Annotated in this window: 20 protein-coding genes and 1 pseudogene; 13 read left to right on the forward strand and 8 right to left on the reverse strand. The window is 65.9% G+C overall.

The window, feature by feature from the left end; translation table 11 throughout:
* Window positions 1–14: 14 nt before the first annotated feature.
* Both ACQR13_RS06665 and ACQR13_RS06670 read right to left on the reverse strand, forming a co-directional pair.
* Window positions 15–1,151 (reverse strand): GGDEF domain-containing protein, encoded by a 1,137-nt coding sequence (locus tag ACQR13_RS06665; protein ID WP_315713953.1) that lies wholly within the window; start codon window positions 1,149–1,151, stop codon window positions 15–17.
* Between the two features lie 93 nt (window positions 1,152–1,244).
* The gene (locus tag ACQR13_RS06670; protein WP_315752637.1) at window positions 1,245–2,312 is read right to left on the reverse strand and encodes a J domain-containing protein; all 1,068 of its coding nucleotides are present in this window, start codon (window positions 2,310–2,312) and stop codon (window positions 1,245–1,247) included.
* A gap of 491 nt (window positions 2,313–2,803) precedes the next feature.
* Between ACQR13_RS06670 and ACQR13_RS06675 the strand changes: the two genes are divergently transcribed.
* From ACQR13_RS06675 to ACQR13_RS06690, 4 genes are all read left to right on the forward strand, one after another.
* On the forward strand, window positions 2,804–3,679 hold the full coding sequence (locus tag ACQR13_RS06675; protein ID WP_315752639.1) for a dihydrodipicolinate synthase family protein: 876 nt from the start codon (window positions 2,804–2,806) through the stop codon (window positions 3,677–3,679).
* A 278-nt stretch (window positions 3,680–3,957) separates the two neighbouring features.
* On the forward strand, window positions 3,958–6,297 hold the full coding sequence (locus ACQR13_RS06680; RefSeq protein WP_315826047.1) for a xanthine dehydrogenase family protein molybdopterin-binding subunit: 2,340 nt from the start codon (window positions 3,958–3,960) through the stop codon (window positions 6,295–6,297).
* A 387-nt stretch (window positions 6,298–6,684) separates the two neighbouring features.
* Window positions 6,685–7,746, forward strand: a complete 1,062-nt coding sequence (locus ACQR13_RS06685) for a linear amide C-N hydrolase (RefSeq protein ID WP_434862694.1) — start codon at window positions 6,685–6,687, stop codon at window positions 7,744–7,746.
* Between the two features lie 241 nt (window positions 7,747–7,987).
* Entirely contained in the window at window positions 7,988–9,106 is a 1,119-nt protein-coding gene (locus ACQR13_RS06690) for an amidinotransferase (protein ID WP_434841700.1), read from the forward strand.
* A 12-nt stretch (window positions 9,107–9,118) separates the two neighbouring features.
* On the opposite strand, the gene ACQR13_RS06695 is transcribed toward ACQR13_RS06690, so the two are convergent.
* From ACQR13_RS06695 to ACQR13_RS06705, 3 genes are all read right to left on the reverse strand, one after another.
* Window positions 9,119–9,436, reverse strand: a complete 318-nt coding sequence (locus tag ACQR13_RS06695; RefSeq protein WP_315713960.1) for a DMT family transporter — start codon at window positions 9,434–9,436, stop codon at window positions 9,119–9,121.
* Window positions 9,437–9,647: 211 nt separating this feature from the next.
* Window positions 9,648–11,072 (reverse strand): sensor histidine kinase, encoded by a 1,425-nt coding sequence (locus ACQR13_RS06700; protein WP_434841699.1) that lies wholly within the window; start codon window positions 11,070–11,072, stop codon window positions 9,648–9,650.
* Window positions 11,047–11,712 carry a response regulator transcription factor gene (locus ACQR13_RS06705; RefSeq protein WP_315713962.1) on the reverse strand — a complete coding sequence of 222 codons (666 nt, stop codon included), beginning with the start codon at window positions 11,710–11,712 and terminating at the stop codon, window positions 11,047–11,049. The genes ACQR13_RS06700 and ACQR13_RS06705 overlap by 26 nt, the downstream gene beginning before the upstream one ends.
* 119 nt (window positions 11,713–11,831) lie before the next feature.
* On the opposite strand from ACQR13_RS06705, the gene ACQR13_RS06710 reads away from it, so the two are divergent.
* From ACQR13_RS06710 to ACQR13_RS06735, 6 genes are all read left to right on the forward strand, one after another.
* The gene (locus ACQR13_RS06710; protein ID WP_315713963.1) at window positions 11,832–12,611 is read left to right on the forward strand and encodes an ABC transporter ATP-binding protein; all 780 of its coding nucleotides are present in this window, start codon (window positions 11,832–11,834) and stop codon (window positions 12,609–12,611) included.
* Window positions 12,612–12,627: 16 nt separating this feature from the next.
* On the forward strand, window positions 12,628–13,494 hold the full coding sequence (locus tag ACQR13_RS06715; protein ID WP_315713964.1) for an ABC transporter permease: 867 nt from the start codon (window positions 12,628–12,630) through the stop codon (window positions 13,492–13,494).
* Between the two features lie 40 nt (window positions 13,495–13,534).
* Window positions 13,535–14,551: an ABC transporter substrate-binding protein gene (locus tag ACQR13_RS06720; protein WP_315713965.1), complete on the forward strand. Its 1,017-nt coding sequence runs from the start codon at window positions 13,535–13,537 to the stop codon at window positions 14,549–14,551.
* Window positions 14,552–14,841: 290 nt separating this feature from the next.
* A complete protein-coding gene (locus tag ACQR13_RS06725; protein WP_315713966.1) occupies window positions 14,842–15,453 on the forward strand; it encodes a LemA family protein in 612 nt (203 codons plus the stop codon).
* A gap of 15 nt (window positions 15,454–15,468) precedes the next feature.
* Entirely contained in the window at window positions 15,469–16,371 is a 903-nt protein-coding gene (locus ACQR13_RS06730) for a TPM domain-containing protein (RefSeq protein ID WP_315752644.1), read from the forward strand.
* A 17-nt stretch (window positions 16,372–16,388) separates the two neighbouring features.
* Window positions 16,389–16,886 (forward strand): TPM domain-containing protein, encoded by a 498-nt coding sequence (locus ACQR13_RS06735; protein ID WP_315713968.1) that lies wholly within the window; start codon window positions 16,389–16,391, stop codon window positions 16,884–16,886.
* A 120-nt stretch (window positions 16,887–17,006) separates the two neighbouring features.
* Here ACQR13_RS06735 and ACQR13_RS06740 read toward each other — a convergent pair whose 3' ends face one another.
* On the reverse strand, window positions 17,007–17,978 hold the full coding sequence (locus ACQR13_RS06740; RefSeq protein WP_315752645.1) for a helix-turn-helix transcriptional regulator: 972 nt from the start codon (window positions 17,976–17,978) through the stop codon (window positions 17,007–17,009).
* Window positions 17,979–18,064: 86 nt separating this feature from the next.
* Between ACQR13_RS06740 and ACQR13_RS06745 the strand changes: the two genes are divergently transcribed.
* Window positions 18,065–18,709 (forward strand): glutathione S-transferase family protein, encoded by a 645-nt coding sequence (locus ACQR13_RS06745; RefSeq protein ID WP_315752646.1) that lies wholly within the window; start codon window positions 18,065–18,067, stop codon window positions 18,707–18,709.
* 117 nt (window positions 18,710–18,826) lie between these two features.
* Here the strand turns inward: ACQR13_RS06745 and ACQR13_RS06750 are convergent, their stop codons facing one another.
* Window positions 18,827–19,687, reverse strand: a complete 861-nt coding sequence (locus tag ACQR13_RS06750) for a hypothetical protein (protein WP_315752647.1) — start codon at window positions 19,685–19,687, stop codon at window positions 18,827–18,829.
* A 2,756-nt stretch (window positions 19,688–22,443) separates the two neighbouring features.
* Here ACQR13_RS06750 and ACQR13_RS06755 point away from each other — a divergent pair.
* Both ACQR13_RS06755 and ACQR13_RS06760 read left to right on the forward strand, forming a co-directional pair.
* Window positions 22,444–22,623 (forward strand): annotated as a pseudogene (locus tag ACQR13_RS06755) (hypothetical protein); the annotation flags it as partial.
* Between the two features lie 178 nt (window positions 22,624–22,801).
* Window positions 22,802–24,322 (forward strand): hypothetical protein, encoded by a 1,521-nt coding sequence (locus ACQR13_RS06760; protein WP_315752730.1) that lies wholly within the window; start codon window positions 22,802–22,804, stop codon window positions 24,320–24,322.
* Window position 24,323: 1 nt separating this feature from the next.
* Here the strand turns inward: ACQR13_RS06760 and ACQR13_RS06765 are convergent, their stop codons facing one another.
* Window positions 24,324–25,532, reverse strand: coding sequence for a CaiB/BaiF CoA transferase family protein (locus tag ACQR13_RS06765; protein ID WP_315713974.1), 1,209 nt, complete (start codon window positions 25,530–25,532; stop codon window positions 24,324–24,326).
* Between the last annotated feature and the right edge of the window lie 37 nt (window positions 25,533–25,569).

A 25,569-nucleotide genomic window follows, 5' to 3' on the forward strand; every position in this document is an offset into this window, starting at 1 on the left:
TCGAAGGCCGCGCGTCAGCCCGCCTGCCGCAATGCGCCGTCCGCGGCCTCGGCCCAGGTACAGCAGCCGCCCCCGGCGCGCTTGGCGGCATAGAGCGCGCTGTCGACCTGGCGCAGCACCTCGTCCATGGACTCGTCCGTGAGCGGCCGGTCGTTCACCAGCAGGCCGGCGCTGGCGCCGATCACCACGGGGATGTCGGACAGCAGGAATGGCATCGACAGCGAGCGGATTGCTTCGCGCGCCAGCGCCAGCGCCTCGTCGCGTCCGTCCGCGCCGCCCGTCACCGGCTTCAGCAGCATGAACTCATCGCCGCCGAAGCGCGCGGCGAGACCGCCCTGGCCGACACAGCTCGATAGCCGGGCTGCGACCTGACGCAGCAGGTCGTCGCCGGCGTGGTGGCCATGGCGGTCGTTGACGGGCTTGAAGCCGTCGAGATCGATGGCAATGATCGCGACAGTCCGGGTCGTGCGTTCGAGCGCAGCCAGGAAGGCCGCCCGGTTGGGCAGGTCGGTCAGGAAATCATGGTTGGCCTGGCGGGCCAGCGCGTGCTTGGCCTCGAGCCGCTCGATGAACGCGGTGCTGAGATGGCGCGAGGCTTCGCGGATCGAGAACCAGAACAGCACCAGCAGGACGGCCCCGAGCTGATAGGGCAGCTCCGGGCGCATCAACCCGGCGATGAGCGTCGGGGCGAGCAGCACGGCGGTTGTCGTCAGCACGACCCACGGGCGGATCGCCGCGCGCGACACCATGCCGACGCAATAGGACATCGACAGGCCGAAGGCGATCCATGCGCCCGGAGCATCGTTGAGCTGGAACGCGCGGAAGGTGAGAGCGCCAAGCGCAAGGCCGAAGGCGGCGGCGCCCGCGGCGTAGACTTTCTCCCAGAGGATCACGTCGCGATCGGACAGGCGTCCCGCATATTGTTTGTAGCGCAGCAGGCTGACCACGCGACCGATGGCGTTGACGATGATCGCGAACGTGATCGCGATGTAGCCGGGATCGCCGTGCAGGACCGCAAGCGTGACCGAGCCGGTGATGGCGGCCGCGTTGATCGACATGACCTGCGGCAGAGACGTGTACAGCAGATCGACGAGCTCGCGCCGGATCGCCGGGTTCGGATGGATGAATCTGGAAAGCAGCCCATGTCCCATGGGAACACCATGGGACACCTTTCCTAACAGTTGATGGGCGCGAACGATTCGCGCGACGAAGGTTCGGAGTTACCTTAAATCTTCGTCAATCGCTCAGGGGGCGCGGCTGGGGTCGGTGGTTGGATAGACCGGCGTCGCCGTCGACATCCGCGAGGGCATCGGCGCCGCCGCCGCCACTTTCGGTGCCTCTGCCTTCGGCGTCTCCGCCTTGATGTCGGACTTTGGCGGCTCGAGCTTCAGCGGCCGCAGCGGCTGACGCTTCGCCATCGCGTCGAGTACGGCGCGGTTCGTCTTCTCGATGCGCTTTGCGGCCGCGACGTCGGCAAAGGCGCGGTCGAACTTGCGCATGCGATAGAACACGATGCCGCGGTCGATATAGGCCTCATGGTAGCGGGGATCGAGCTGGATCGCCGCGTCGAGATCGGCCAGCGCCGCCGCGAAGTCGCCCTTCTGGAACGCGGCCATGCCGCGATCGTGATGGGCCTGGGCCTCGTTCGAAGCCGTACCCCCGGCGAGCATTGTATCCGCCGTGCATGGCGCGGTCGCGCCTGCCGCGCAGGGCGCACGCTCCTGCTCGGCAGAATAGACCGTGTCGATCTTGCTGACGCGTAGCGGAAGCGGATCGGATACCGAGGCATTGCTGCCCGATGCGCTGCCGACCGTTGCGCTGGCAGCCGTCTCGCCGCCGGAATTCGCGGCCGCATCGCCGGTCGTCGCCGCGTCGGTGGCGCTATCGATCGGTTTGGCGGGAACCTCGTTCGGCTTGACCTTGTTGGTCGCAACCACGATCGGCTTGAGCGGCGCGACGGAAGCCGACGACATGTGGGTGAACAGCAGGTAGCCGGTTAGCGCCACGGCGGACGCACCGGCCAGCGCCATTACGCCGGACGCGACCTTGTGGACCTTGGCGACGACGGCCAGCTTGGAATCCTGCTGATGCTCGTCCTGCGCGGCGCCGAGCAGCCGGTCATAGGCCGTGCGCTGCTCCTTGTCGCCGAGAATGTCGTTGGCGCGGATGATCTGTCGAAACCGCAGCGCGGCATCCGGATCGCCGGGATTGACGTCGGGGTGGCTCTCTTTGACCGCTTTGCGGAAGGCCGCCCGGATATCGTCAGCGTCATCGTCCGGAAGAGCTCCGAGTAAATCGTAAAGCGTCTTCATCGTCGTTCTCGCTGCAGGCTTCCCTCGTCTCCGATCGAAATTCCTACGGCGAATTTACGCTGGAGCACTCGTACTAACTCTTTCCGCTTCGCATGATGGTTGGTCAATCCGGCGGAAAAATGACTGAAAATGGCGAAGTTCGTAGCCATTTTTGCCGTGTTTGAGGTCATCGCGCTCGTCCTTCTTCGCCACGGTGCGCGCAATCCCAGATTGAATCGCTGCCCTCTGACCGCCTCCGCCGCGGGACATGCACCTATGGTGGAGAGAAAGTTTGAAGCCGGATTTAACGTGAGCTGATTGGCAGCTCGGTTTGCGGCAACACCCCGCATTCCATCGCGGCAGTGTGGCGCTGCTACACACCGGCTCTTGTCCGCTGGTGTCAGGTCCCTGAGGCAGATGTCGCTGCGGGCAACAGGCCGGGCCTGAGAAGGGCGCCTCTCGCTTCGGCGGCCGCCTTGCGGAACCAGCGACCCGGCCGCTATACCGGCCGCATGACTGAATTTCATGGTGTCTTTCCCTACCTGGCCTCGCCGATCGGCGCGGATGGAACGATCCGTACGGAGGTGCTGGGGCGTCTTTGCGACGATCTGATCCTTGCCGGTGTGCACGGCCTGACGCCGCTCGGCTCCACCGGCGAGTTCGCCTATCTCGATCGTGCCCAGCGCATGACCGTCGTGGAGACAACCATCGATGCTGCCCAGGGCCGCGTTCCCGTGATCGCAGGCGTGGCCTCGACTACGATTGCTGACGCGGTGGCGCAGGCCAAGGCTTACCAGAAGCGCGGCGCAACCGGCATCCTGGCGGTGCTCGAAGCCTATTTCCCGGTCAACGACGCCGGTATCGAGGCATATTTCCGGGCGATTGCCGATGCCGTCGACGTTCCCGTCGTCATCTACACCAATCCCCAGTTCCAGCGTTCCGACCTGTCGCTCGACGTCATCGCGCGCCTCGCCGAGCATCCGCGCATCAACTACATCAAGGACGCTTCGACCAACACCGGCCGGCTGTTGTCGATCATCAATCGCTGCGGCGACGCCATCAAGGTGTTCGCGGCGTCCTCACACATTCCGGCCGCGGTGATGCTGATCGGCGGCAAGGGCTGGATGGCCGGGCCGGCCTGCATCATCCCGCGCCAGAGCGTCGCGCTCTACAATCTGTGCAAGGCGTCCTGCTGGGACGATGCGATGCTGCTGCAGAAGAAGCTGTGGCGCGTCAACGAGGCCTTCGCCCGCTTCAACCTCGCGGCCTGCATCAAGGCCGGCCTGTCGATCCAGGGCTACGACGTCGGCGATCCCGTGCCGCCGCAGGCCCCGCTCTCGCCCGAGCAGCGCAAGGTCGTCGAAGAGGTGCTGCGCAGCCTGGGGTGAGCTAGCCCCGGCTTTGGCCCCCGCTCTCTCCTCATCGTCATTCCGGGGCAGCCCAAAGGGCTGAGCCCGGATCCATACTCCGCGGCCTCTCGGGTGGGCAGACATGGAGACATCGAGCCTCCAAACTACCGGTCGTGGTTATGGAATCCGGGCTCGCGCTGCGCGCGCCCCCGGAATGACGGTTCGTCATGACGCACCAGCTTAAACACGTGTTGGCCACCGCAATGCCGATCCGCTAAGACCCTGCCAAATTCATTGAACTGACCAAGGACTGACGAATGAACATTCTTCCCAACAATATGCGGTTTGGTGCGGGGCAGCCCCTCAAGCGCCTGGAGGATCAGCGGCTGCTGACCGGGAAGGGGCAGTTCATCGACGACAAGGCGGAGGACGGCGCGCTGTGGCTCTACGTGCTGCGCTCCCCGCATGCGCATGCCAGGATCCTGTCGATCGACACCGCCGCCGCCCGCGAGATCGCGGGCGTGCAGGCGATTTACACCGGCGCGGACCTCGTCGCTGACGATGTCGGCACCATTCCGACCCTGGCAATCTTCAAGCGTCCTGACGGCAAGCCGATGACGGTGCCGCCGCGCCGCCTGCTTGCCCATGAGATCGTCCGCTTCACCGGCGAGGCGGTCGCCGCCGTGGTCGCGACCTCGCGCACGGTCGCGCAGGAGGCTGCGGAAGCGATCGTCGTCGATTACGAGGTGCTGCCGGCGGTGACCGATCCGGTGAAGGCGCTCGCGCCCGGTGCGCCCGTGGTCTGGGCGGAGGCGCCCGACAACATCGTCGCCGCGATGAGCTATGGCGATGCCGCCAAGGTCGAGGAGGCCTTCGCCAACGCCCCGCACAAGGTCTCGCTCGACATCACGAGCCAGCGCCTGGTGCCCTCGGCGATGGAGCCGCGCTCGACCATCGCCGAGATCGAGAAGAAGACCGGCCGGCTGCTGCTCCATGTGCAATCGCAGACCCCGGCCTCGACACGCGACGTGCTGGCGGAAGCCGTGCTGAAGCGGCCGAAGGAGAGCGTGCGCGTGCTGGTCGGCGACATCGGCGGCGGCTTCGGCCAGAAGACCAACCTCTATCCTGAGGACGGCATCGTCGCCTATGCCGCGACCAAGCTTAACAAGAAGATCCGCTGGCGCGCCGAGCGCACCGACGAGTTCGTCGGCGGCACCCATGGCCGCGACCTCACCTCGACCGCCGAGTTCGCGCTCGATGCCAAGGGCAAGGTGCTGGCCTATCGGGTGCGCTCGATCGGCGCCACCGGCGCCTATTCGTCGGGTGCGGCCAACATCATCCCGCTGGTGCTCGGGCCGTTCGTGCAGACCGGCGTCTATGATCTGCCGCTGGTGCATTTCGAGGTGAAGACCGTGATGACGCATACGGCGCCGGTCGGCGCCTATCGCGGTGCTGGACGCCCCGAGGCGGTGTTCATCGTCGAGCGGCTGTTCGATGCGGCCGCGCGCCAGATCGGGATCGATCCGCGCGCCATCCGCAAGACCAACTACATCAAGCCGGCGCAGCTCCCCTACACCAACGCCGTCGGCCAGGTGTATGATTCCGGCGCCTTCGCCCACATGCTGGAGCGCGCGTCCAAGCTTGCCGATTGGGACGGCTTCAACGCGCGCAAGCGCGAGGCGAAGAAGCGCGGCATGCTCTACGGCCGCGGCCTGACCAGCTACATCGAATGGACCGGCGGCCGCGCCCACACCGAGAAGGTATCGCTGCACGCGACCTCCGAGGGCCGCGTCATCCTGCATTCCGGCACCATGGCGATGGGGCAGGGCCTGCAGACCACCTATACGCAGATGATCTCCGATACGCTCGGCATTCCGCTGGACAAGATCGACGTCGTGCAGGGCGACACCGATCTCGCCACCGGCTTCGGCAGCGTCGGCTCGCGCTCGCTGTTCGTCGGCGGCACGGCGGTGGCGGTGTCGTCGAACGACCTCATCACCAAGGCGCGCGAGAAGGCGTCCAACCTGCTGGAGACCGCGGTCGAGGACATCGAGTATCGCGACGGCTTCCTCACCGTCGTCGGCACCGACCGCCGCATCAGCCTGTTCGACATCGCCGGGAAGGAGCAGGGCGCCAAGCTGTCGGTCGACAGCGAGGGCGAGGTCGACGGTCCGAGCTGGCCGAACGGCACGCATGTCTGCGAGGTCGAGATCGATCCGGAGACCGGCATCAGCCGCGTGGTGCGCTACACCACGGTCGACGACGTCGGCGTCGCCGTCAATCCGATGCTGGTCGCCGGCCAGATCCATGGCGGCGTCGCGCAGGGCATCGGCCAGGCGCTGTACGAGAACGTCGCCTACGATGCCGACGGCCAGCTCCTGACCGCCACCTATCAGGACTATTGCATCCCGCGCGCCGACGACGTGCCGCCGATCGTGGTCACGCTCGACGATTCCGCGCCGTGCAAGACCAACCCGCTGGGGGCCAAGGGCTGCGGCGAATCCGGCGCCATCGGCGGTCCGCCCTGCGTCACCAACGGCGTGATGGATGCGCTGTTCGAGCTGGGGATCACCAACCTGCAGACGCCGCTGACGCCGGAGAAGGTGTGGGCGGCGATCTCCGAGGCGAAGGCGGCAAAGGCCAAAGCGTCGGCCTGAGCGAGCGCGCGGGACGCTCCCGTGCCGGACGTGCTCCTGTTGCGTCGCTCAACGCGCGAGCTACGCCGAGCTGTTCAGTGACGAGAGCGGCGAGGGTCACGCCCGCATCTGGTCGCGCCCCCTGCATGCGCAGCGGCGACTGATCTTGCTGCGTCATAGCCCGCCATTCCGGGGCAGCCCGTCAGGGCTGAATCCAGAATCTCGAGATTTTCGGTGCAATTGCGCACCTGAGGGGACGATGCTGTCGGATCGCCCCCGCCGAGCCCGGCAAGACAACGATCTCATGCGAATCGTCGCGGCGCCGCGACCGACGATGATTGACCCAGATCAAGGTCGCCGACTCGCACTCGCCTCTAGATTGTATTGAACACAACGAGGAGCGTGACCATGCGGCGGTGTGCGGGCGTGGTGAGCGGGGCGATGGCTTTGGCAATCGTCGCGTTTGGATCATCTCTGGCGGACGCGTGTTCGCGCGTCCTCTGGGCCGATAATGGTCAGGCCGTTGTCACCGGGCGCAACATGGATTGGCCCGAAGACATGCGCACCGATCTCTGGGCCTTTCCGCGCGGCCTTGCGCGCAAAGGCGAGAGCGGCGACGACAACGAACTGAGCTGGACGTCGAAATACGGCAGCGTCGGCGGGGCGGTTTATAATCTGGCGATCGCCGACGGCATGAATGAAAAAGGTCTTGTCGCCAACCTGCTGTGGCTCTCCGAGAGCGATTACGGAAAGCGCGATCTCAAGCGCCCCGGCCTCGCGCTGTCGCTATGGGCGCAATACAACCTCGACAACTTTGCCACCGTTGCCGAGGCGGTGGCCGACATCGAAACCGGTCGCTATCAACTCATCGCCGCCGGCATGCCCGGATACGCGACGGCGACCGTGCATCTGTCGCTTTCGGACGCGACGGGCGATTCGGCGATCATCGAGATCGTCGATGGCGGCAAGGTGCGCGTTCATCACGACCGCCGCTATCTGGTCATGACGAACTCGCCGCCCTTCCCCGAGCAGCTCGCCAATCTGAAGAAATACCACGTCTTTGGCGGCACCGAAGCGCTGCCGGGGACGAGCGAAGCGGCCGACCGCTTCGTCCGCGCCGCCTATTACATCCAGAACCAGACCAAGCCGTCGGACACTCGCCAGACCGTGGCCCGCATGTTGTCGGTCATGCGCAACGTGGCGCAGCCTTTCGTGCGGCCAGACCCGAAGCGACCGGAGGCGTCGCATACGATCTGGCGCGCCGTCGCCGACTCGACCGACCGGCTCTATTTCTTCGAATCGACCCTCAGCCCGAACATCGTCTGGGTCAACTTGCCGCTGTTGGACCTTTCCGTCGGCGCTCCGATCCGCAAGCTCGACCTGTCCGGGGCGGACAGGGATCTGGTCGGCGAGGTGAGCAGCCAGTTCAAGCCGGCCGCGCCGCTGGAATTCAAGAAAGGCGGCTCCTGACAGGGCAGAGCCCTACGGACAGATACAACGTCATCTTTATATCCGCGTTGTGGCGCTCGCACGCCGCGCGACATGACTGCGGAGCGCTCGCCGTGAAGCCCTGCCACCGCACTGGGCTGGAAGCGCCGCGCCGTTTGTTAAGGACGGATTGTGGTGCATTGCTGCACTGAGGCTATGCGCCGGCGATGCTACCGCATTAGAGTATTCGTGCCACATCTGCACCTCTTGCTTTGGTCATGCCATGATCACGCACGACAGCGGCCCGGATTCCGACCGCAAGGTAAGGATTTCTCCGGTCAACTCGCACAATGAGTGGGATCCACTCGAGGAAGTGATTGTCGGAAGGCTCGAAGGCGCGACGATTCCATCCGCTCATCCGGTCGTCGCCTGTAACATTCCGGGAATGGCTGCACGGGCGCAAGCGCTGCTCGGGGGCTTCCGCTATCCAAGGATGATGATTGAACCGGCTCAGCGCGAGCTCGACGGCTTTATTGCGCTGTTGCAGTCGCTTGGCGTGGTGGTCACCCGGCCGGAACCGGCTGATTTCAAGAAGCGCTTCAGCACGCCCGAATGGTCTTCGCGCGGCTTCTGCAACTCCTGCCCGCGCGATAGCATGCTGGTGATCGGAGACGAAATCATTGAAACGCCTATGGCGTGGCCCAGCCGCTATTTCGAGACCCATTCCTTTCGTCCGGTCCTGAAGGACTATTTCCGTCGCGGCGCCCGCTGGACTGCCGCGCCACGGCCGCAACTCACGGACGAACTGTATAACGCCGATTTCAGACGGCCCGAAAACGGTGAGCCGATGTCGTATATTCTGACTGAATTCGAACCGGTGTTCGACGCTGCCGATTTCGTCCGCTGCGGGCGCGATCTGTTTGTAACCCTCAGCAATGTCACCAATGCATCCGGCATCGAATGGCTGCGCCGCCATCTCGGCGACGGCTATCGCATCCACGAGATCGAGAGCCGCTGTCGTAGCCCGATGCACATCGACACGACCATTTTGCCGCTGGGGCCGGGCAGGCTTCTGATCAATCCCGAATACATCGACGTCAGCCGCCTCCCGGACATACTGAAGAAATGGGACATTCTCGTCGCTCCCGAGCCTGATCCGATCACCGATCGCTTGCTCAATATCACGTCGCTCTGCGGAAAATGGCTCAACATGAATGTACTGATGGTGGACGAAAAGCGCATCATCGTTGATCCGCATCATGTGCGAACGATGCGTGCGATCGAGCAATGGGGTTTCGAGCCGATCCCCTGCGAATTCCTGCATTACGCCGCATTTGGCGGAGCATTCCATTGCGCGACACTCGACATCAGGCGGCGCGGGACGCTCGAGAGCTATTTTTGAGGATTGGCACGCCTATCCGGACTCGAGGCGCAGTCCGACGATGCCAAGTACAATGAGACCAATCGAGGCGAGCCGGGTCGCGGTCGTCGGCTCGTCGAACAGATAGATTCCGAAGAGAGTGGCGACGGCGATGCTCGCGCCGGTCCACGCGGCGTAGGCCGTGCCCATCGGGATCGTCTTCACGGCGAGGCCAAGACAACCGACGCTGGCGCCCATAAAACCCACGGTGACCAGGATCGACGGCAGGCGCGAGAGACCTTCGGAATATTTGAGAGCGATCAGCCAACCCACCTCGCAAAGGCTGCCAATGAATAAGATCACCCAGGCCATGAGAGGTTCTCCCAAAAGATGGGCTTAACGATCCTCGACGGAGTTCGTGTCAGAATTCCACGGTCTCGCTATTCTGCCAACTCATTCCGCCAAGCCTTTACACTTTGCAAGTGCACGCTGGAAGGCTCCCGGCGTTCCCTGCGCGCTCTCGATCTTCGAAAGGGCATGTCGATCGCAAGACCCGGGCGTGGTCCGCCGCGGGACGACGACGTCATGTCTGCTGCTGTTTGAGCTGTGAATCTGGACGTGGATCGACTGCCGTCGACCGATCGACCGGCAGCTCCAGTCGCACACTGAAGTCGCCTGCCACTCCGCTGAACCGCAGACGGCCGCCATGGGCCTGCGCGACCTCGCTCGCAATGGCGAGGCCGAGGCCTGAGCCGTGGGAGCCGTCGCCCTTCTGGAACGGGGTCAGCAGGCGTTGCTGCGCGTCGGCTGCGATCCCAGGTCCGTCGTCCCAGACGACGATCGCGACATGTGCCGCCGCTCGCTCCACCGTCACCATCAGCCGGGTCCGCGCGCCATGCGCCAGCGCGTTGTGAATGAGATTGGCAAGCGCCTCGCGCAGGCTGATGGCGTCGGCGGCGAGCATCACCTCGTCCTCCGATGGCACGAAGCTGACGGAGACCTCGCGATCGAGAGAGAGCGGCACGCTCTGCGACAGCACCGATTTCGCCAGCGCGTTGATATCGACCGCGGCGAAGCGCGGTGCTTGGGCGCGGTGCTGGATCATGGCGTGATCGAGCAGTTGGCTGGTGAGGCGGGCGAGATCCGCGATGCGGCCGCGCAGCCTGTCGAACGCCCTCGGGTCCTTGGTCTGATCGCTCAGCAGCTCGACCTCGGCATCGATCGCCGCCAGCGGCGTGCGCAGCTGGTGGGTGGCGTCGGCGATGAAGCGCTGCATCAGCGCGATGCGCTCGGCGAGGCGCTGCATGAAGCCGTCGATCGCGCCGACCAGCGCGCGCACCTCGCGCGGCGGCGTGATCGCGATCGGACTGAGATCGTCCGGCCGTCGCTTGACGATCTCGGCCTCGATCCGCGTCAGCGGCGCGAACACCAGCCGCAGGCACAGCGCAGTCGCCACCAGCGCCAGCAGGCTCATCGCAGCGATCAGGCCGATCGCCTTGGAGGCGAGGTCCCAGGTCAGCGCGTCGCGGGCGCGCAAGGTCTGCGCCAGCACGATCTCGCTCCAGCCGTCGCCGGGCGCGCCGTCGAGCTTGCGCGCCACGGCCGCGATGCGCACCGCCTGGTCGCGATAGATGCCGTCGCGCAGCACGACGCCCTCACGCAGCGCCCTGGCGGGCGCGGTGACGGCGAGATCGTCATAGCCGGCGACGACGACGCCGCGCGGATCGGTGACGCGATAGAACACGAGGTCATAGGCCGACAATGTCGCAAACGCGGCCGCCGGCGGATCCAGCGTCACGACGCCTCCCTGCATGTAGATGTTCTCGGCGATCTGCACGGCGCCGCCGGCGAGCAGCTTGTCATAGGCGTCGCGCGCGGCGGTGGCGGCATATTGCCGGGCGGCGAGGCTCAGCACGACGGCGCCGACGGCCAGGATCGCGCCGATCGCGATCAGCAGCCGCGCGCGCAGCGAGGTCCTGAGGTCACGAAGCGTGGAGCTGATAGCCAAGGCCGCGCTCGGTCTTGATCTCGACGGATGTCGCCGCCAGCTTGCGCCTGAGACGCGCGACGAACTGCTCGACGGCGTTGGGGCTCGGATCCTGGTCGAAGCTGAAGAGCTGCTCGACCAGCTCCTCCTTGGCGACGTAACGCCCAGGGCGTGCGGCGAGGATTTCCAGCACGGTCAGCTCGCGCCGCGTCAGGTCCAGCGGCTGGCCGGCGACGCTGGCGGTGCGCCCGGCGCGGTCGATCACCAGCGGCCCCAGGGTCAGCAGATTGTCGGACTGGCCGGCGGCCCGGCGCAGCAGCGCCCGCGCCCGCGCCTCCAGCTCGCGATAGTCGAACGGCTTGATCAGGTAGTCGTCGGCGCCGAGGTCGAGCGCGCCGATGCGGTCGTCGACCGCCGAGCGCGCGGTCAGCACCAGTACCGGCGTGCGCAGGCCGCGCTTGCGCAGGTGCTTGAGCACGGCAAAGCCGTCCATGTTCGGCAGCATCACGTCGAGCACGATAAGATCATAGGTCTGCACCTCGATCAGCTCGCTCGCGGTGCGGCCGTCCTTTTCCCAGTCGACGGCATAGCCGATCCGTTCGAACCGGCTGGTCACGGCGGCGCCGATCTCGGGCGTGTCTTCCACCAGCAGGATGCGCAAGGTCTTGTTGTCCGCCTCGGAGTCAGGTTCGCGTCAGTCTCCTCCTCTATCACTTCGAATAAGGGCGCCGAAGTGCACCGAGCGAAATTTCGCATTGCAATATAAAGGAGGGGAGGACGATGACCGTCCATCAATCGCCATCTCAGTTCGAGCCGCTGCTCTCGGTCGAGGGCGTGACGCTCCAGTACAAGACGCCGGACACCTTGGTCACGGCGACCTACCGGGTCGACTTCAAGGTCTTCGATTCCGACCGCTTCGTGCTGCTCGGCCCCTCCGGCTGCGGCAAATCCACGCTTCTCAAGGCGATCGGCGGTTATCTGAAGCCGACCGAGGGCCGCATCCGCCTCAAGGGCCACGATGTCAGCGAGCCCGGTCCGGACCGCATGATGGTATTCCAGGAATTCGACCAGCTGCTGCCGTGGAAGACGGTGCGCGAGAACGTCGTGTTCGCGCTGACCGCCAGCGGCCGGCTCGGCACCGCGGAAGCCAACGAGCGGGCCAAGTCCTATATCGACAAGGTCGGCCTCACCAAGTTCATCGACTCCTATCCGCATATGCTCTCCGGCGGCATGAAGCAGCGGGTCGCGATCGCCAGGGGCATGGCGATGGAGCCCGACGTGCTCTTGATGGACGAGCCGTTCGCCGCCTTGGACGCGCTGACCCGGCGCAAGATGCAGGACGAGCTGCTGCAGCTCTGGCAGGACACCCGCTTCACCGTGCTGTTCGTGACGCATTCGATCGAGGAGGCGATCAAGATCGGCTCCCGCATCCTGCTGCTGTCGCCGCATCCCGGCCGCGTCCGCGCCGAGCTCAACAGCGTGCCGCCGGGTACGATGGGCTCGCCCGAACAGGTCGCCCTCGAAGGGCGCATCAACGACATGCTGTTCGGCCAACACTGAGACGAGGAGAGCATCCATGAGCGAGACGCTGGCGCTGCGCCCCGAAATCGTCAATGCAGACACGCCCCTCGGCGACGTCAAGGTCGAGGCGAGCCTGTCCTGGCTGGAACGCATCTACCATATCGGTGCGGTCCGCAAGGCCATCATCCTGGTGGCGCTCGCCGCGCTGTGGCAGGCCTATGGCCTGTGGCTCGGCAATCCCCTGTTGTTTCCGACCTTCACCGACACGCTCTCAGCCTTCTTCGAGAACATCGGCAACGGCATCATCCCTGCGCGCACCCTCGTGTCGCTGGAGACGCTGCTGATCGGCTACGGCATCGGCATCGCGCTGGCGGCCGTGCTGACCACGATCGCGATCGGCTCGCGGATCGGCGCCGACATGCTGGAGGCGCTGACCTCGATGTTCAATCCGCTGCCGGCGATCGCATTGCTGCCGCTGGCGCTGATCTGGTTCGGCCTCGGCAAGGGCAGCATCATCTTCGTGCTGGTGCATTCGGTGTTGTGGGCGATCGCGCTCAACACCCATTCCGGCTTCCGCTCGGTGTCGAACACCTTGCGCATGGTCGGCCTGAACTACGGCCTGCGCGGGTTGAAGCTGGTGCGCTTCATCCTGATCCCGGCTGCATTTCCGGCCATCCTCACCGGCCTGAAGGTGGGCTGGGCCTTCGCCTGGCGCACCCTGATCGCGGCCGAGCTGGTATTCGGCGTATCCTCGGGTTCCGGCGGCCTCGGCTGGTTCATCTTCGAGAACCGCAACCAGTTGGAGACGGCCAACGTCTTCGCGGGCCTGTTCACCGTGATCTTCATCGGCCTCGTCGTCGAGAACGTCGTGTTCGCGACCATCGAGCGCAAGACGGTGCGGCGCTGGGGCATGCAGCACTGAACTTCGAGTTATAAGCACAACAACAGGGAAGGAGACGACCATGTCCTGGAGCAAATCATTCACGGCCGCCGCGCTCGGCCTCACCGCGCTGCTCGGCGCCACCGGCGCTTCGCAGGCCGAGGTCAAGGAGATCAGGCTCTCCAAGGGCTACGGCATCCTCTATCTGCCGCTGATCGTGATGGAGGATCAGAAGCTGATGGAGAAGCAGGCGGAGAAGGCCGGGCTCGGTCCGTTCAAGGTGAACTGGCAGATGCTCGACGGCGGCAACATCATCAACGACGCGATGATGGCCGGCTCGCTCGACATCGCCGGCACCGGCGCGCCCGGCTTCATCACGCTGTGGGCCAAGGCCAAGGGCATTCCGGCGGTGGAGGTGGTCGGCGTCAGCGGCCTCAGCTCGACCTCGCTGTGGATGAACACCAACAATCCTGAGATCAAGTCGCTGAAGGATTTCAAGCCGAGCGACAAGATCGCCCTGCCGGGCATCAAGACCTCGCTTTCGGCGGTCATGCTGCAGATGATGGCGGCGCAGGAGTTCGGCAAGGAGAACTACGCCAAGCTCGATCCGATGACCGTCGGCCTGCCGCATCCGGAGGCGCTGGCGGCGCTCACCTCGGGCAAGACCGAGATCACGGCGCATTTCACCTCGCCGCCGTTCTCCTACATCGAGCTGAAGGATTCGAAGATTCGCCGCGTTGCCAATTCCGCCGACGTGCTCGGACGGATGACGATGGACGTGGTGTTCGCGCCCAAGCGCTTCGTCGACGCCAATCCCAAGGTCGTGCAGGCGTTCCTCGATGCGCTCGACGAGGCCTGCACGCTGATCGCCAACGACAAGGCTGCCGCAGCCGAGATCTATGCCCGCACCGCCAAGGTGAAGACCACCAAGGAGGACGTGCTGGAGATGCTGCAGGACAAGGACACCTGGTTCTCGTCGACGCCGGAGGGCGTGCTGAAGATCGCCGAGTTCATGCACGGCGTCGGCTCGATCAAGGTCAAGCCGGCGAGCTGGCAGGACATGTTCGTGACCCAGCTACGCGACCGCAAGGGCAGTTGAGCGTAAGCGCCTATGGTGTCGTCCGGGGCGCGCGGATGCCCCGGAATGACGGAGTGTGTGGTTGGCGCAGGCCCATTCATCCAGCCGCGAGTCCCGCTGCAAAGACGACATTGCCTCTCTCCGCCGGTCATTCCGCGCGAATGACCCGCATCCGCGGCAGACCCGGAACCTCCCTGAACCGACGCACCGGCCGCCGCGACCCATGTCCGGCGGCCGGCTGCTGTCATTGCGCCGTCGCCAAAGCTGTGCTGTGTGAAGGCGGTACAACCGGATGAAGAGGGGGACGCGCGATGCGGAGATTGCTGACCGTGCTGGCGGCACTGATGACGCTGAGCCTGACCAATTGCGGCTACAACGCCATCCAGACCAATGACGAGCAGGTCAAGGCGGCTTGGTCCGAGGTCGTCAACCAGTATCAACGCCGCGCCGACCTCGTGCCCAACCTGGTCAACAGCGTGAAGGGCTTTGCCCAGCAGGAGAAGGACGTGCTGCTCGGCGTCACCAACGCCCGCGCCAAGGTCGGCAGCGTGCAGGCCACGCCCGACGTCGTCAACGATCCCGCGGCGCTGCAGAAGTTCCAGGCGGCGCAGAGCGAACTGACCGGAGCATTGTCGCGGCTGCTGGTCGTCACCGAGAATTACCCCCAGCTCAAATCGGACGCGCTGTTCCGCGACCTGATGTCCCAGCTCGAAGGCACCGAGAACCGCATCACGGTGGCGCGCAACCGCTACATCAAGGCGGTGCAGGAGTACAACGTCGGCATCCGCACCTTCCCGAACAACCTGACCGCGATGGTCTTCGGCTACAAGGAAAAGGCCAACTTCACCGTCGAGAACGAGCGCGAGATATCGGTCGCGCCGAAGGTCGATTTCAACGCGCCGTCGCCTGCTCCGTCGAAATAGCCGGAGCAGGGAATCGTGCGCGCGCTGCCCGTCCTCAAGGCGCTGCTTGCGACGCTGTTGGTCTGCCTCGCGACGATCGTGCTGGCGGACGTCGCGGTGCCGCAGCTCACCGGCCGCGTCGTCGACCAGACCGGCACGCTGTCCTCCTCGGAGATCGCAGGCCTCACGCAGAAGCTGAAGGACCTGGAAACCCGCAAGGGGAGCCAGGTCGCGGTGCTGATCGTGCCGACGACGCAGCCGGAGACCATCGAGCAGTTTTCGCTCCGCGTCGCCGAGGCCTGGAAGATCGGGCGCAAGAAGGTCGACGACGGCGCGCTGCTGGTGATCGCCAAGAACGACCGCAAGCTGCGCATCGAGGTCGGCTACGGCCTCGAAGGTAGCCTCACCGACGTCACCGCGCGGCGCATCATCGACGAGGTCATCACGCCAAGATTTCGCAGCGGCGATTTCGCCGGCGGCATCGACGCCGGCGTCGACCGCATCATCGGCGTGATCAATGGCGAGAGTCTGCCGGTGCCGCAGCCGCAGGCCTCGCACGGCACGGATCTTGATATCGACACCATCTCCTCGTTCGCACCTGTCGCCTTCTTCGGTGCGATCTTTATTGGTGGCGTGCTGCGGGCCTTGTTCGGGCGGCTGCTGGGTTCGCTTGCGACCGGCGGCGCGCTGGGGATTCTGACCTGGGTGCTCGTGGGATCGATCACGCTTGCGCTGCTGTCCAGCGTGGCCGGCATCGTCATTGCCTTCATCGCCGGCGGCTTGTCCTCGTCGATGCCGACGTCGGGCGGGCGCCGCGGCAGCGGCTGGTCGAGCGGCTCGTCATCCGGCGGCTGGAGCAGCGGCAGCTCGAGCGACAGCGGCAGCTTCTCGGGCGGCGGCGGCAGTTTTGGTGGCGGCGGCGCCTCGGGCAACTGGTGAGGACGAGGCGCGCGACCATGAGCATCAGGCGGATCGGCCGGCATCTCCTGCATCATCACTGGCAGCTGAAGCGCATCTTCACGCCGGCTGTGCTGGCACGCATCGAGCAGGCGATCAAGGACGGCGAGCGCACCCATGCCGGCCAGCTTCGCTTCGTCGTCGAGGGCGCGCTCGACGGCCGGCCGTTGTGGCGCGACCAGCCGCCGCGCGAGCGCGCGCTGGACATCTTTTCCAACCTGCGGATCTGGGACACCGCGCACAACAATGGCGTCCTGATCTACCTGCTCTTGGCCGATCGCGACGTCGAGATCATCGCCGATCGCGGCATTCATCGACATGTCGGCGCCGAAGGCTGGGAGACGATCTGCCGCGCGATGGAAGCGGAGTTTCGCGCAGGCCGCTTTGAGCGGGGCGTGGTCGATGGCATTGCCGCGGTGTCACGCGAGCTCGCCAGGCACTACCCGCCGCATGCCGGCGATCCCAACGAGCTGCCCGACACACCAGTGGTGCTTTAGCTCCGATCATACCGGTCGCGCTCACTTGCCGGTCGCGCTCATCCTGGCTGGACGTGAGCGCGCACCCCTCTCGCCAATGATGCGGATGGAAAATACGTCCACAACTCACGCCGTCGCGGCTCATGCGCCGCCGTAGCGTTCCGCCATCGCCCGCGCCAGCTCGGCCATTTTCGCACGCAGCTCGGGCGGGTCGAGCACCTCGGCCTCGGGCCCGAAGCGCAGCAGCTCGCCGGCGGCATGCCACAGCGTCGTTCCGATCGGGATCGTCACGATGCGCCAGCCATCGGCATCGGTGTCGTCGGCGAGGCGCGTGCGGGCGCGCACGTAAGGCTGGCTCCACACCTCCAGCAGCTTCACACCGAGCGCTGACAGGCGCACCGTCGCCTGCTTCGGATGCAGCTCCGCCTCCAGCCGCTCCGTCGCGGCGCGCCAATAGGCGGCGAGGTCAAAGTCTGCAGGTCGCGCGAAGCACTCGTCGGTCACGGCACAGTCGAGAATGCGCGCGACGCGATAGGTGCGCACGCTGCGCTCGACCTGCCCGGCGAGATACCAATTGCCGCCCTTCAGCACGAGGCCGAGCGGCGCGACGCGGCGGCGTTTCTCGGCACGCCAGGTCTGATAGCGGACGTCGACCATGACGTCGCGGAGCAGGGCGTCGGCAATGGCGCGCAGATGCGTCGGCTCCTCGGACTCGCCGAACCAGCCAGGCGCGTCGAGATGGAAGCGCGCCTGCATGCGGCCGGCATTGGCGCGCAGGCTTTGCGGCAGTGCCGCCACCAGCTTGGTCTGCGCCGCGCTCATCGCGCCATCGAGCCCGAGCGCGGCGGCGGGGCCCGGCAGGCCCGCCATGAACAGTGCGTCGGTTTCCGTCGGCGACAGCCCGTTCAGCCGCACGCGATAGCCGTCGAGCAGGCGGAATCCGCCTTCGGCGCCGCGCTCGGCATAGACCGGGATGCCCGCCGCGGCGAGCGCGTCGATGTCGCGATAGATCGTGCGCACCGAGACCTCGCAGGCGCCTGCGAGTTCGGGCGCCGTGACCTGTCCCTTGGCCTGCAAGGTGGTGAGGATGGAGAGCAGCCGGCTCGCGCGCATGCCCTTCTTTAAACATACCTGACACACCTTGTCAGGTATGGTGTGCGACAAGCCAGCACCGCAGCCGGCAATGGGAGGACACCATCATGACCGCCGACGACAAGATCACGCTGTATTACTCGCCGCAGACCCGCGCCGCCGGCACCCGCGTCCTGCTCGAGGAGCTGGGCGCGCCCTACGATCTGCATGTCCTCAACATGAAGGCGGGCGAGCAGCGCAAGCCGGAGTTCCTGGCCGTCAATCCGCTCGGCAAGGTGCCGACGATCGGACATCGCGGCCAGATCGTGACCGAGCAGGTCGCGATCTTCATCTATCTCGCCGATCTGTTTCCGCAAGCGGGCCTGACGCCGGCGCTCGATGATGCCATGCGCGGGCCCTATCTGCGCTGGATCGCCTATTACGGTGCGTCGTTCGAGCCCGCCGTGATCGACCATTTCATGAAGCGCGAACCGGCTCCGATCACGCAGTCACCCTATGCCGACTACGATACGATGCTGGGCGCGCTGGAGCAGCAGCTCGCCAAGGGGCCGTATCTCCTCGGCGAGCGCATGACCGCCGCCGACGTGTTGTGGGGCGTCGCCTTCAACTGGACCATGATGTTCGGCGTCGTGCCGCGCAAGGACGTGTTCGCGCGTTACGCCGAGCGCATCACCCAGCGTCCGGCGTTCCAGCGCGTCACCGCCGCGGATGCCGAGATGGCGGCCCAGCACGCGGCCGCCCCCGGCGTTTGAGCGCCAGCATCGACGCAATCGAGCGAGGTCCCGCCGGCAACGGGACCTCACTGATGTGATTGCACGTTGTCCGGCAGGCGCAGCTCGCCAAATGCCGGGCTTCCCGCGGCGGCGTCGCTAGTTCAGGCTGATCCCCGTGAGCGGCGTGCCGTCGACGCCGTTGTTGCTGATTGCGTTGTTCTTGAAGGACGAGACGGAGCCGCCGCCGGTCTGGACGACGCCGTTGGAATTGCCCTGGATGACGGAATTTCCCAACGTCACGATGGCGCCGCTGCCGCTCGCCAGAACGCCGGTGTTGTTGAACTCGGAGGTCAGCCGGTCGAGAAACACGCCCATCCCCGGCTTTCCGGCCGGGACCGTGGCGGATATCCCGGCATTGCCATTTTCGATGGCCTTGGTGTTAGAGACGAGCACGCTGATCGCGCTGCTCGAATTCGCGGTCGAGACCGTGACGCCGAACGCGGACGCCTTGAGCGAGGAGTCCGCGATCACCACCTGGGCCGCACCGGTCGGCGCGACCGAGATCGCGCTTTGCGAGAAGTTCTCGAAGGTACAGTTCTCGACGACGAGCTTTCGGCCGGCCAGGAAATTGACGCCATTGAGGCCGAGGGTCGTGCCGGCGCCGTTGATGCTCAAATTGCGCAGGATGATGACGTCGTTGGCGCCGGCATTCACGTTGATGCCGTTGGTCGCCGATGCCAGGATCGAGGCCATCGTCCCCCCGCCGTCGATCGTGATCGATTTGGTGATCGTGACGGCGCCGTAGCCGCCGGGATCGAGCACGTCGATCTCACCGCCCGCGGCGGTCTTCGAGATCGCTCCGGCGAAGGTCTTGCAGGGCGCCGTGCGGCTGCACGGGTTGACGTCGTCGCCGACGCCGGACACCCAGGTCCGCGTCGCCTGCGCGTGAGCCCCTGGCGAGGCAAGGATCAAAAACGCGGCGCACAAAAATCCGATCGAAGAAATGAGCTTTCGCATGAGCGCTCCCCTTGAAATGCTGGAAATGAAAAAATAGTCCGAACGCAGAGTATTAGTCTACGAAAGCAACCAGAGCGTTCATCGAAAACGGCGGGCTGCACGGGACATTATGCAATCGGTGGTTGCCGCTTCGGCCGGAGGTGATTTCGCTGACGGTTCATGCCTTCCATCTGTCGATTGCATTGCAGGACTACAACATTCGCGAGCCTGCAGTCGCCCATCGCCCACCCACCCGACGGGCAATTCCCGCAATCCGTCCATGCGCCAACTGCCCGTCGAGCCAGTTTGTCGCATGTGTGCCGCCTTGCAGCGTCGGGCAAATCACGACGATGATCCCGGCCATCCCGTTCGCGATGAGGAGGGGCGGCTCGGCCGATCGTCACGAGGCGTAGCAGCGGGGAGCGGTGGCCGTATCAGGCTTGGGGCTCTGCGCGAGCGGGCCGGCGAGCAAGCGAGGTACGGACGGTCAAGTCGTAGGGTCCTGGCATCCCGATGCCGATGCCAAGTTCGCATGCAGGCTTCGCCTCGTGCGGATGACGGTGACCAGAAAGCCCGGCGCACCGGGGAGACTACGAAGCAGCCGTAACACCATCGCGCAGGGAAGGCCGGGTCGCTCCGGCTGAACCTGTGGTTCCTGCCCCGTGCAATCTTTCCGCACGGGGGCCACGGGTGCCAGTCGGCACCCGGCCTTCCCTGCGCCCTCCGACTGACGAGGAGGGAATGATCGGCAAAGCTCGGGCGCAATCGCGCCGCGAGAGCGGCTCCGTTTGACGCCGCGTCGACCGCGCTGCGCCGCGTGCCGATCGAGCTTGCTGCCCTCGGGCGCGTCCGCCAGAGCTGAATAATCGGGCACCGTCCGCCACATCTGCTCCACTTTGTCGGCGCAAATCCGCCCCGTATGAATCCCTAAAACTCAGGTAAGCCTTCCAAAAGTAAGATTTTGGCAATCAATCGAACGCTAACTAAGGTTACCAAGTGCTCAACGTCATGCGGAGACTCTGAACGTGAGCGACCAAAAGCCCGAACGGGCCAGCCTTGGCGTGGCCGGTACCGCTGGCAAGGCCAGTGCGAGTGTCGATGCGATGCCGAAGACATCCGCAGTCCCCGATGCAGTCGATCTGGCCGTGCCTGCGATCGCGACCGTCGCCCCGCCCATGATCGCGCCGGATCACGAAGCGCCGGCGGCTGACCGTCCGGGCATCGACCCGAAGGCGAAGATCGTGGAAGCGGTGACCGCGCCCGGGCCACAGCCGGAGGCCAGCCAGTCCGAGATCAAGACCGAGGTGATGGCCGACACCGAGATCGGGACGACCAAGGTCGAGCCGGTCAAGCCCGAGCAGGTCAAGGTCGAAACCCTCACGGCCGAGCAGGAAAAAATCGAGCCCTCCAAGATCGAAGCGGTGAAGCCGGAGCGAGCCAAACCCGAGCCCGCGCGGCTCGACCTGGTCAAGTCCGACAAGGGCAAATCCGACAAGGTCAAGCCGGAGCTGACCAAGCCCCAGGCGGTGGGGGGCAACGTTGCGGCGCCGGGCAAAGTCGAAGCTGCAGTGGCCTCGAGTGCTGCGAAACCTCCCTCGACGATCCTGGATCTGATCAGGACGGAGCCGGTCAAGTCGGACCCGATCAAGACGGCTGCGGCCGGTGAGCTCCTCAAGGTCGAGACACCAAAGCTGTCGATGCTCGCGGCCAATGCGCCGAAAGTCGGCCCGATGGCAGCGGCCGCGCCGAAGCCGGAGACGGCCATCAAGCCGGACGCGCCGATCAAGTCGGTGGCTGCCACCAAGACAGAAGCCGTCGTTCGGCCTGAGCCGGCTGCCAAGCCGGAGACTGTTGCCAAGTCGGATGCCAAACCGGATGCCAAGTCGGAGCCCGTTGCCAAGCAGGCATCCGCGGCCAAACCCGGGGCGTCCGCGACGCGCCCGGTCACGCCAGTCCAGGCGGATGCCGGACCGGCGACCAGGGCGGGTGCTTTTGCCGCGGTCGACAAGGCCGCGGCCTGGGCCAAAGCGAAGTTCAAGACCGAGCCCTTCAAGTTCAATGCGGCGTCCAAGCCGGCGGCCGCTGCCGCAACGGCGGCCAGCACGGCCGCTGCGGGAGCGACGCTGCCACCTCCGCAGCCGGGCCAGACCCCGCCGCCGCATGCCGCAAACGGCAGGCTCGGCCTACCGGCCATGGCTGCGATCCTGCTGCTGTCGATGGTTGTCGGCGGCGTTGCCGGTGGTCTGGTCACGGCCAAATTCGTCACGCGCTCCGGCGGCGGCGACGCGGCCGATGCGACGGCCGGCGAGGCTGCAGACTCCACGCTTGGCGCGACCGTGGCGCGAATCGACAATGATGTCGCCGCGCTGAAGGCGAGCCTCGACCAGACCAATCAGACGAGCCTCGTCGAGCTCAACAAGTCCGCGGAGCGTCTCGACCGGCTCGAGAAGATCCTGGGTGACCTGTCGACGAAATCGTCGGCCAAGCCGAGCGAGTTGCAGCGTCTGAGCGAGGCCGTGGACCGGCTGCGCGCCGCGCAGGCGTCCGCGACCGCGCAGGCCCCCGCGCGTGACAGCGCCGCGTCCGCGCCGCAGGCGGTGGGTGCGATCAATGCGGCGGCGCCGCCCGCGGGCGTGGCGAGCCGGGCCGACGCGGCCAGGACCACCGAGGCAGCCAGGACGGAGGCAGTCCGTACCGAGGCGAGCCGGGCCGAGCCGGCCAGGGCGGAGACCGCTCGCCCCGAGCCGAACCGCACGGAGGCCACCAAGCCCAAGGTCGTCGAGGGCTGGGTGTTGCGCGACGTCGGTCGTGGCGGCGCGCTGATCGAGGGCCGCGGTGGCCTCTACGAGGTCTATGCCGGCGATCCCGTGCCGGGCCTCGGCAAGGTCGACGCGATTCGCAAGCAGGACGGTCGCTGGGTGGTCGTCACCACCAAGGGGCTTGTCGTCGCACGCTGACGGACTATCTGTTTTTGGAGACGAATCTGGACGAGGCGCCTCACCGCGACGTGAGGCGCCTCGTCGCACAATTGTCCGAAGCCGCCCGCCTTTCGGCTATCTTCGAGGACTAGCAGGCCCTCAATTGTTCGTGGAAGTGAGGAGGCGCGTCTTGCGACTGTCGGTATTCGGCCTTGTCATGCTGTGCTGCGGCCCGCTCGCTCATGCGGACGAGAGCCCGCCGGTCGAGCGCGGCGCCGCCATCCTCGAGCCGTTCGCGCTGCGTGAGCTCGACAACGGCGCGTTCGGCCTCGGGAAGATGCTTGCGCACGCCAGTGATGCGCCGCTGACCGACGCGGCGTTGTTTGCGCTGCCGTCGATGATGCCCGTACGCAAGGCGCTCGACACGGAGTTCGACCGCTACGTCGACAAGCACAAGACGACGTTGCCGAACGAGAGCATCGGCATCGGTACGTCCTACGCGTTCCAGCTGTTCGACCGCACTGTGCTCGATTCGCCCGATGCCCGCTTCGTGCTGGCCGGCGTCGTCAATCGCATGGATCGCGCCTTCGTCGATCCCGACCATTGCGGCGAGGTGCGGCTGTTGTACCGCCTGACGCGGACCACGCCGCCCGAGGCCAAAGATGGCGAGGTCGCCTCGCCGCGGCTGCCGATGACGCTCAACATCGTGCTCAAGGCGCGCAGCGATGCGGAGGCCAAGAGCAATTCGCCGAGTTGTGCCGAGATCGCCAAGCGGTGGCTGGCGACGTCCGATCTGCAACTGACCGGGCCTGAGCTTGCCGCGAAGCTGACGGCGCCGGACGGCCCGCTGGCGCTGATCAGGTCGGAGAACATCCATCGCATCGAGACCAACCTGCAGATCGCGCATGCGCCGAAATCGGCGATCCGCGATTTCCGCACCGACTACATGATGAAGGTGTTCGACTATCAGGCCGCGAGCGGGACGTTCGAGGAGGCGGTGCTGGAGGATCAGGTCGATCGCGACCGGCTGCTGGCGGATGCCGCGCTGGCGCGCGAGTTCAAGGCCTGGCTGCTCGACCCCGTCCATCTCGGTGAGCTCGACCGCGGCACCGCGGTGATCCCCGAGCAGTTCCTGGCCAAGGTTGCGGTGGCGCCGACCCCGGTCGGATTCGTCAATTCCGATCTGCTGCCGGCCTACGGGCTGGTGCAGGGGAGCGCGGCCGGGCAGGGCGCGGTGTTCACCGAGGCCGACGTGGTCGGTGCGCTGGAGAAGGCGGCCGCGCAGGGCATCGTGCTGCAGAACATCCGGTCGGTCGCGGGCTTCGAGCGACGCCTCAACGATTCGAGCTGCGGCGGCTGCCATCAGACCCGCGGCATCGGCGGCTTTCACTTTCCCGGCGTCGACTGGATGGCGGAGAAGCCGTCCAACACCGTCGTGGTGCCGGGCTCGCCGCACTTCTTCGGCGACCAGGTCCGCCGACGCGACATCCTCAACGCCTTTGCCGAGGGGCGGACTCCGGATTTCTCGCGCGGCTTCGCCAGCCGCCCGCAATTGCGCGGCAGCGATGAGCTCGCCGGCACGGTCTACAATGACGGCTGGGGCGGGCATTGCTACGCGAGCCACGCCGCGGCCGCGGACAACGACAAGAGCTTCTCGAGCTGGACCTGCGCCGCGAACCTGTCCTGTCAGACCGGCCCGGCGACGCGGTTCGGCATGTGCTTCATCGCGACGCGCTAGCTCAGGCCACCGCACCGCGCGCGCGCAGGTCGCGGATGGCCTCGTCGTCGAAGCCGGCGCTGCGCAGGATCTCGTCGCTGTGCTGGCCTATGCCGGGCGGCTTGCGCGGGGTGACCTTGCGCTGGCCGTCGATGAAGATCGGGCTGTTGACCGTCAGCATGGTGTCGTTCTCGAACGGCACCAGCACCTCGTTCTCGATCATCTGCCTGTCGTTTGGAATGTCGTCGAGAATCCCGACCACCCCGAACACGAGCCCGCTGCCGTCGAGGATCCGGCGCCATTCGGCCAGCGGCCTGGTCGCGAACACCGCGTCGAACTCGTGGATCAGTTCGACCGAGCGGGCGTGACGATCGGCCTTGGTGACGAAGCGCGGATCGTCGATCAGCTCCTCCCGGCCGAGGCAGCGGGCGAGGATCGGCCACTGCTTCTCCTCATTGAGGAGCGACAGCATGATCCAGCGGCCGTCCTGGCATTTATAGTGATTGGCGACCGCGTTCAGCGCGCGTTCGCGCGGCCGCCGCTCGACGAAGGTCGCGCCGCAAAGCTTGGCCTGAGCAAGCACGGAGGCCGCCCAGACCCCGTTGGCCATCAGGTTGGAGGCGACATGGCAGCCCTTGCCGGTCTTCTCGCGCTGGTAAAGCGCCGTGACGATCGCGCCATAGAACGCCATTGCGCAGGGGTGGTCGCCCATGCCGGCCACGGAGCGGGCGGGTGTCGTGCTCTCGTCGGCACGGACCAGGTCCATCAGTCCGGAGCGCGCCCAATAGGCATTGCTGTCGAAGCCGGGTTTGTCGGCTTCCTCGCCTTTCTCGCCATATCCGGTGAACGACGCATAGATCAGCCGCGGATTGAGCGGCGCCAGCTTTTCGTGGGTGAGGCCGAGCTTGGCGCGGACCGACGGCGGGAAATTGGTGATGAAGACATCGGCTTCACTTACCAGCCGTTGCAGCACGGTCTGCGCTTCCGGCTTCGACAGGTCGAGTGCGAGGCTGCGCTTGTTGCGGGCTTCGAGATACCACGCGTAGTTATGCTCGCTGCGCGGATAGCCCGGCAGGTTCGGCAGGTTGCGGTAGGGATCGCCGGCGCCGGGCGGCTCGATCTTGATGACGTCAGCGCCGAAGTCGGAAAGAACGGTGGCGGCTGCGGGGGCCGCGATGAAGCTCGCGCAGTCCAGCACCTTCAGGCCATGGAAAATGCCCTTGTCGTCCATGTTGCGTCGCTCCCGTCGCTTGTTTCCGCGCGCTGGA

The organism is Bradyrhizobium sp. HKCCYLRH3059 (assembly GCF_051168035.1).
GTDB lineage: Bacteria > Pseudomonadota > Alphaproteobacteria > Rhizobiales > Xanthobacteraceae > Bradyrhizobium.

Excerpts from the sequence above, each read along its gene's own strand:
- ACQR13_RS06665 (WP_315713953.1), bottom strand. The coding sequence starts at position 1,151 with ATGGGACATGGGCTGCTTTCCAGATTCATCCATCCGAACCCGGCGATC.
- ACQR13_RS06670 (WP_315752637.1), bottom strand. The coding sequence starts at position 2,312 with ATGAAGACGCTTTACGATTTACTCGGAGCTCTTCCGGACGATGACGCT.
- ACQR13_RS06675 (WP_315752639.1), top strand. The coding sequence starts at position 2,804 with ATGACTGAATTTCATGGTGTCTTTCCCTACCTGGCCTCGCCGATCGGC.
- ACQR13_RS06680 (WP_315826047.1), top strand. The coding sequence starts at position 3,958 with ATGAACATTCTTCCCAACAATATGCGGTTTGGTGCGGGGCAGCCCCTC.
- ACQR13_RS06685 (WP_434862694.1), top strand. The coding sequence starts at position 6,685 with ATGCGGCGGTGTGCGGGCGTGGTGAGCGGGGCGATGGCTTTGGCAATC.
- ACQR13_RS06690 (WP_434841700.1), top strand. The coding sequence starts at position 7,988 with ATGATCACGCACGACAGCGGCCCGGATTCCGACCGCAAGGTAAGGATT.
- ACQR13_RS06695 (WP_315713960.1), bottom strand. The coding sequence starts at position 9,436 with ATGGCCTGGGTGATCTTATTCATTGGCAGCCTTTGCGAGGTGGGTTGG.
- ACQR13_RS06710 (WP_315713963.1), top strand. The coding sequence starts at position 11,832 with ATGACCGTCCATCAATCGCCATCTCAGTTCGAGCCGCTGCTCTCGGTC.
- ACQR13_RS06715 (WP_315713964.1), top strand. The coding sequence starts at position 12,628 with ATGAGCGAGACGCTGGCGCTGCGCCCCGAAATCGTCAATGCAGACACG.
- ACQR13_RS06720 (WP_315713965.1), top strand. The coding sequence starts at position 13,535 with ATGTCCTGGAGCAAATCATTCACGGCCGCCGCGCTCGGCCTCACCGCG.
- ACQR13_RS06725 (WP_315713966.1), top strand. The coding sequence starts at position 14,842 with ATGCGGAGATTGCTGACCGTGCTGGCGGCACTGATGACGCTGAGCCTG.
- ACQR13_RS06735 (WP_315713968.1), top strand. The coding sequence starts at position 16,389 with ATGAGCATCAGGCGGATCGGCCGGCATCTCCTGCATCATCACTGGCAG.
- ACQR13_RS06740 (WP_315752645.1), bottom strand. The coding sequence starts at position 17,978 with ATGCGCGCGAGCCGGCTGCTCTCCATCCTCACCACCTTGCAGGCCAAG.
- ACQR13_RS06745 (WP_315752646.1), top strand. The coding sequence starts at position 18,065 with ATGACCGCCGACGACAAGATCACGCTGTATTACTCGCCGCAGACCCGC.
- ACQR13_RS06750 (WP_315752647.1), bottom strand. The coding sequence starts at position 19,687 with ATGCGAAAGCTCATTTCTTCGATCGGATTTTTGTGCGCCGCGTTTTTG.
- ACQR13_RS06760 (WP_315752730.1), top strand. The coding sequence starts at position 22,802 with ATGCTGTGCTGCGGCCCGCTCGCTCATGCGGACGAGAGCCCGCCGGTC.
- ACQR13_RS06765 (WP_315713974.1), bottom strand. The coding sequence starts at position 25,532 with ATGGACGACAAGGGCATTTTCCATGGCCTGAAGGTGCTGGACTGCGCG.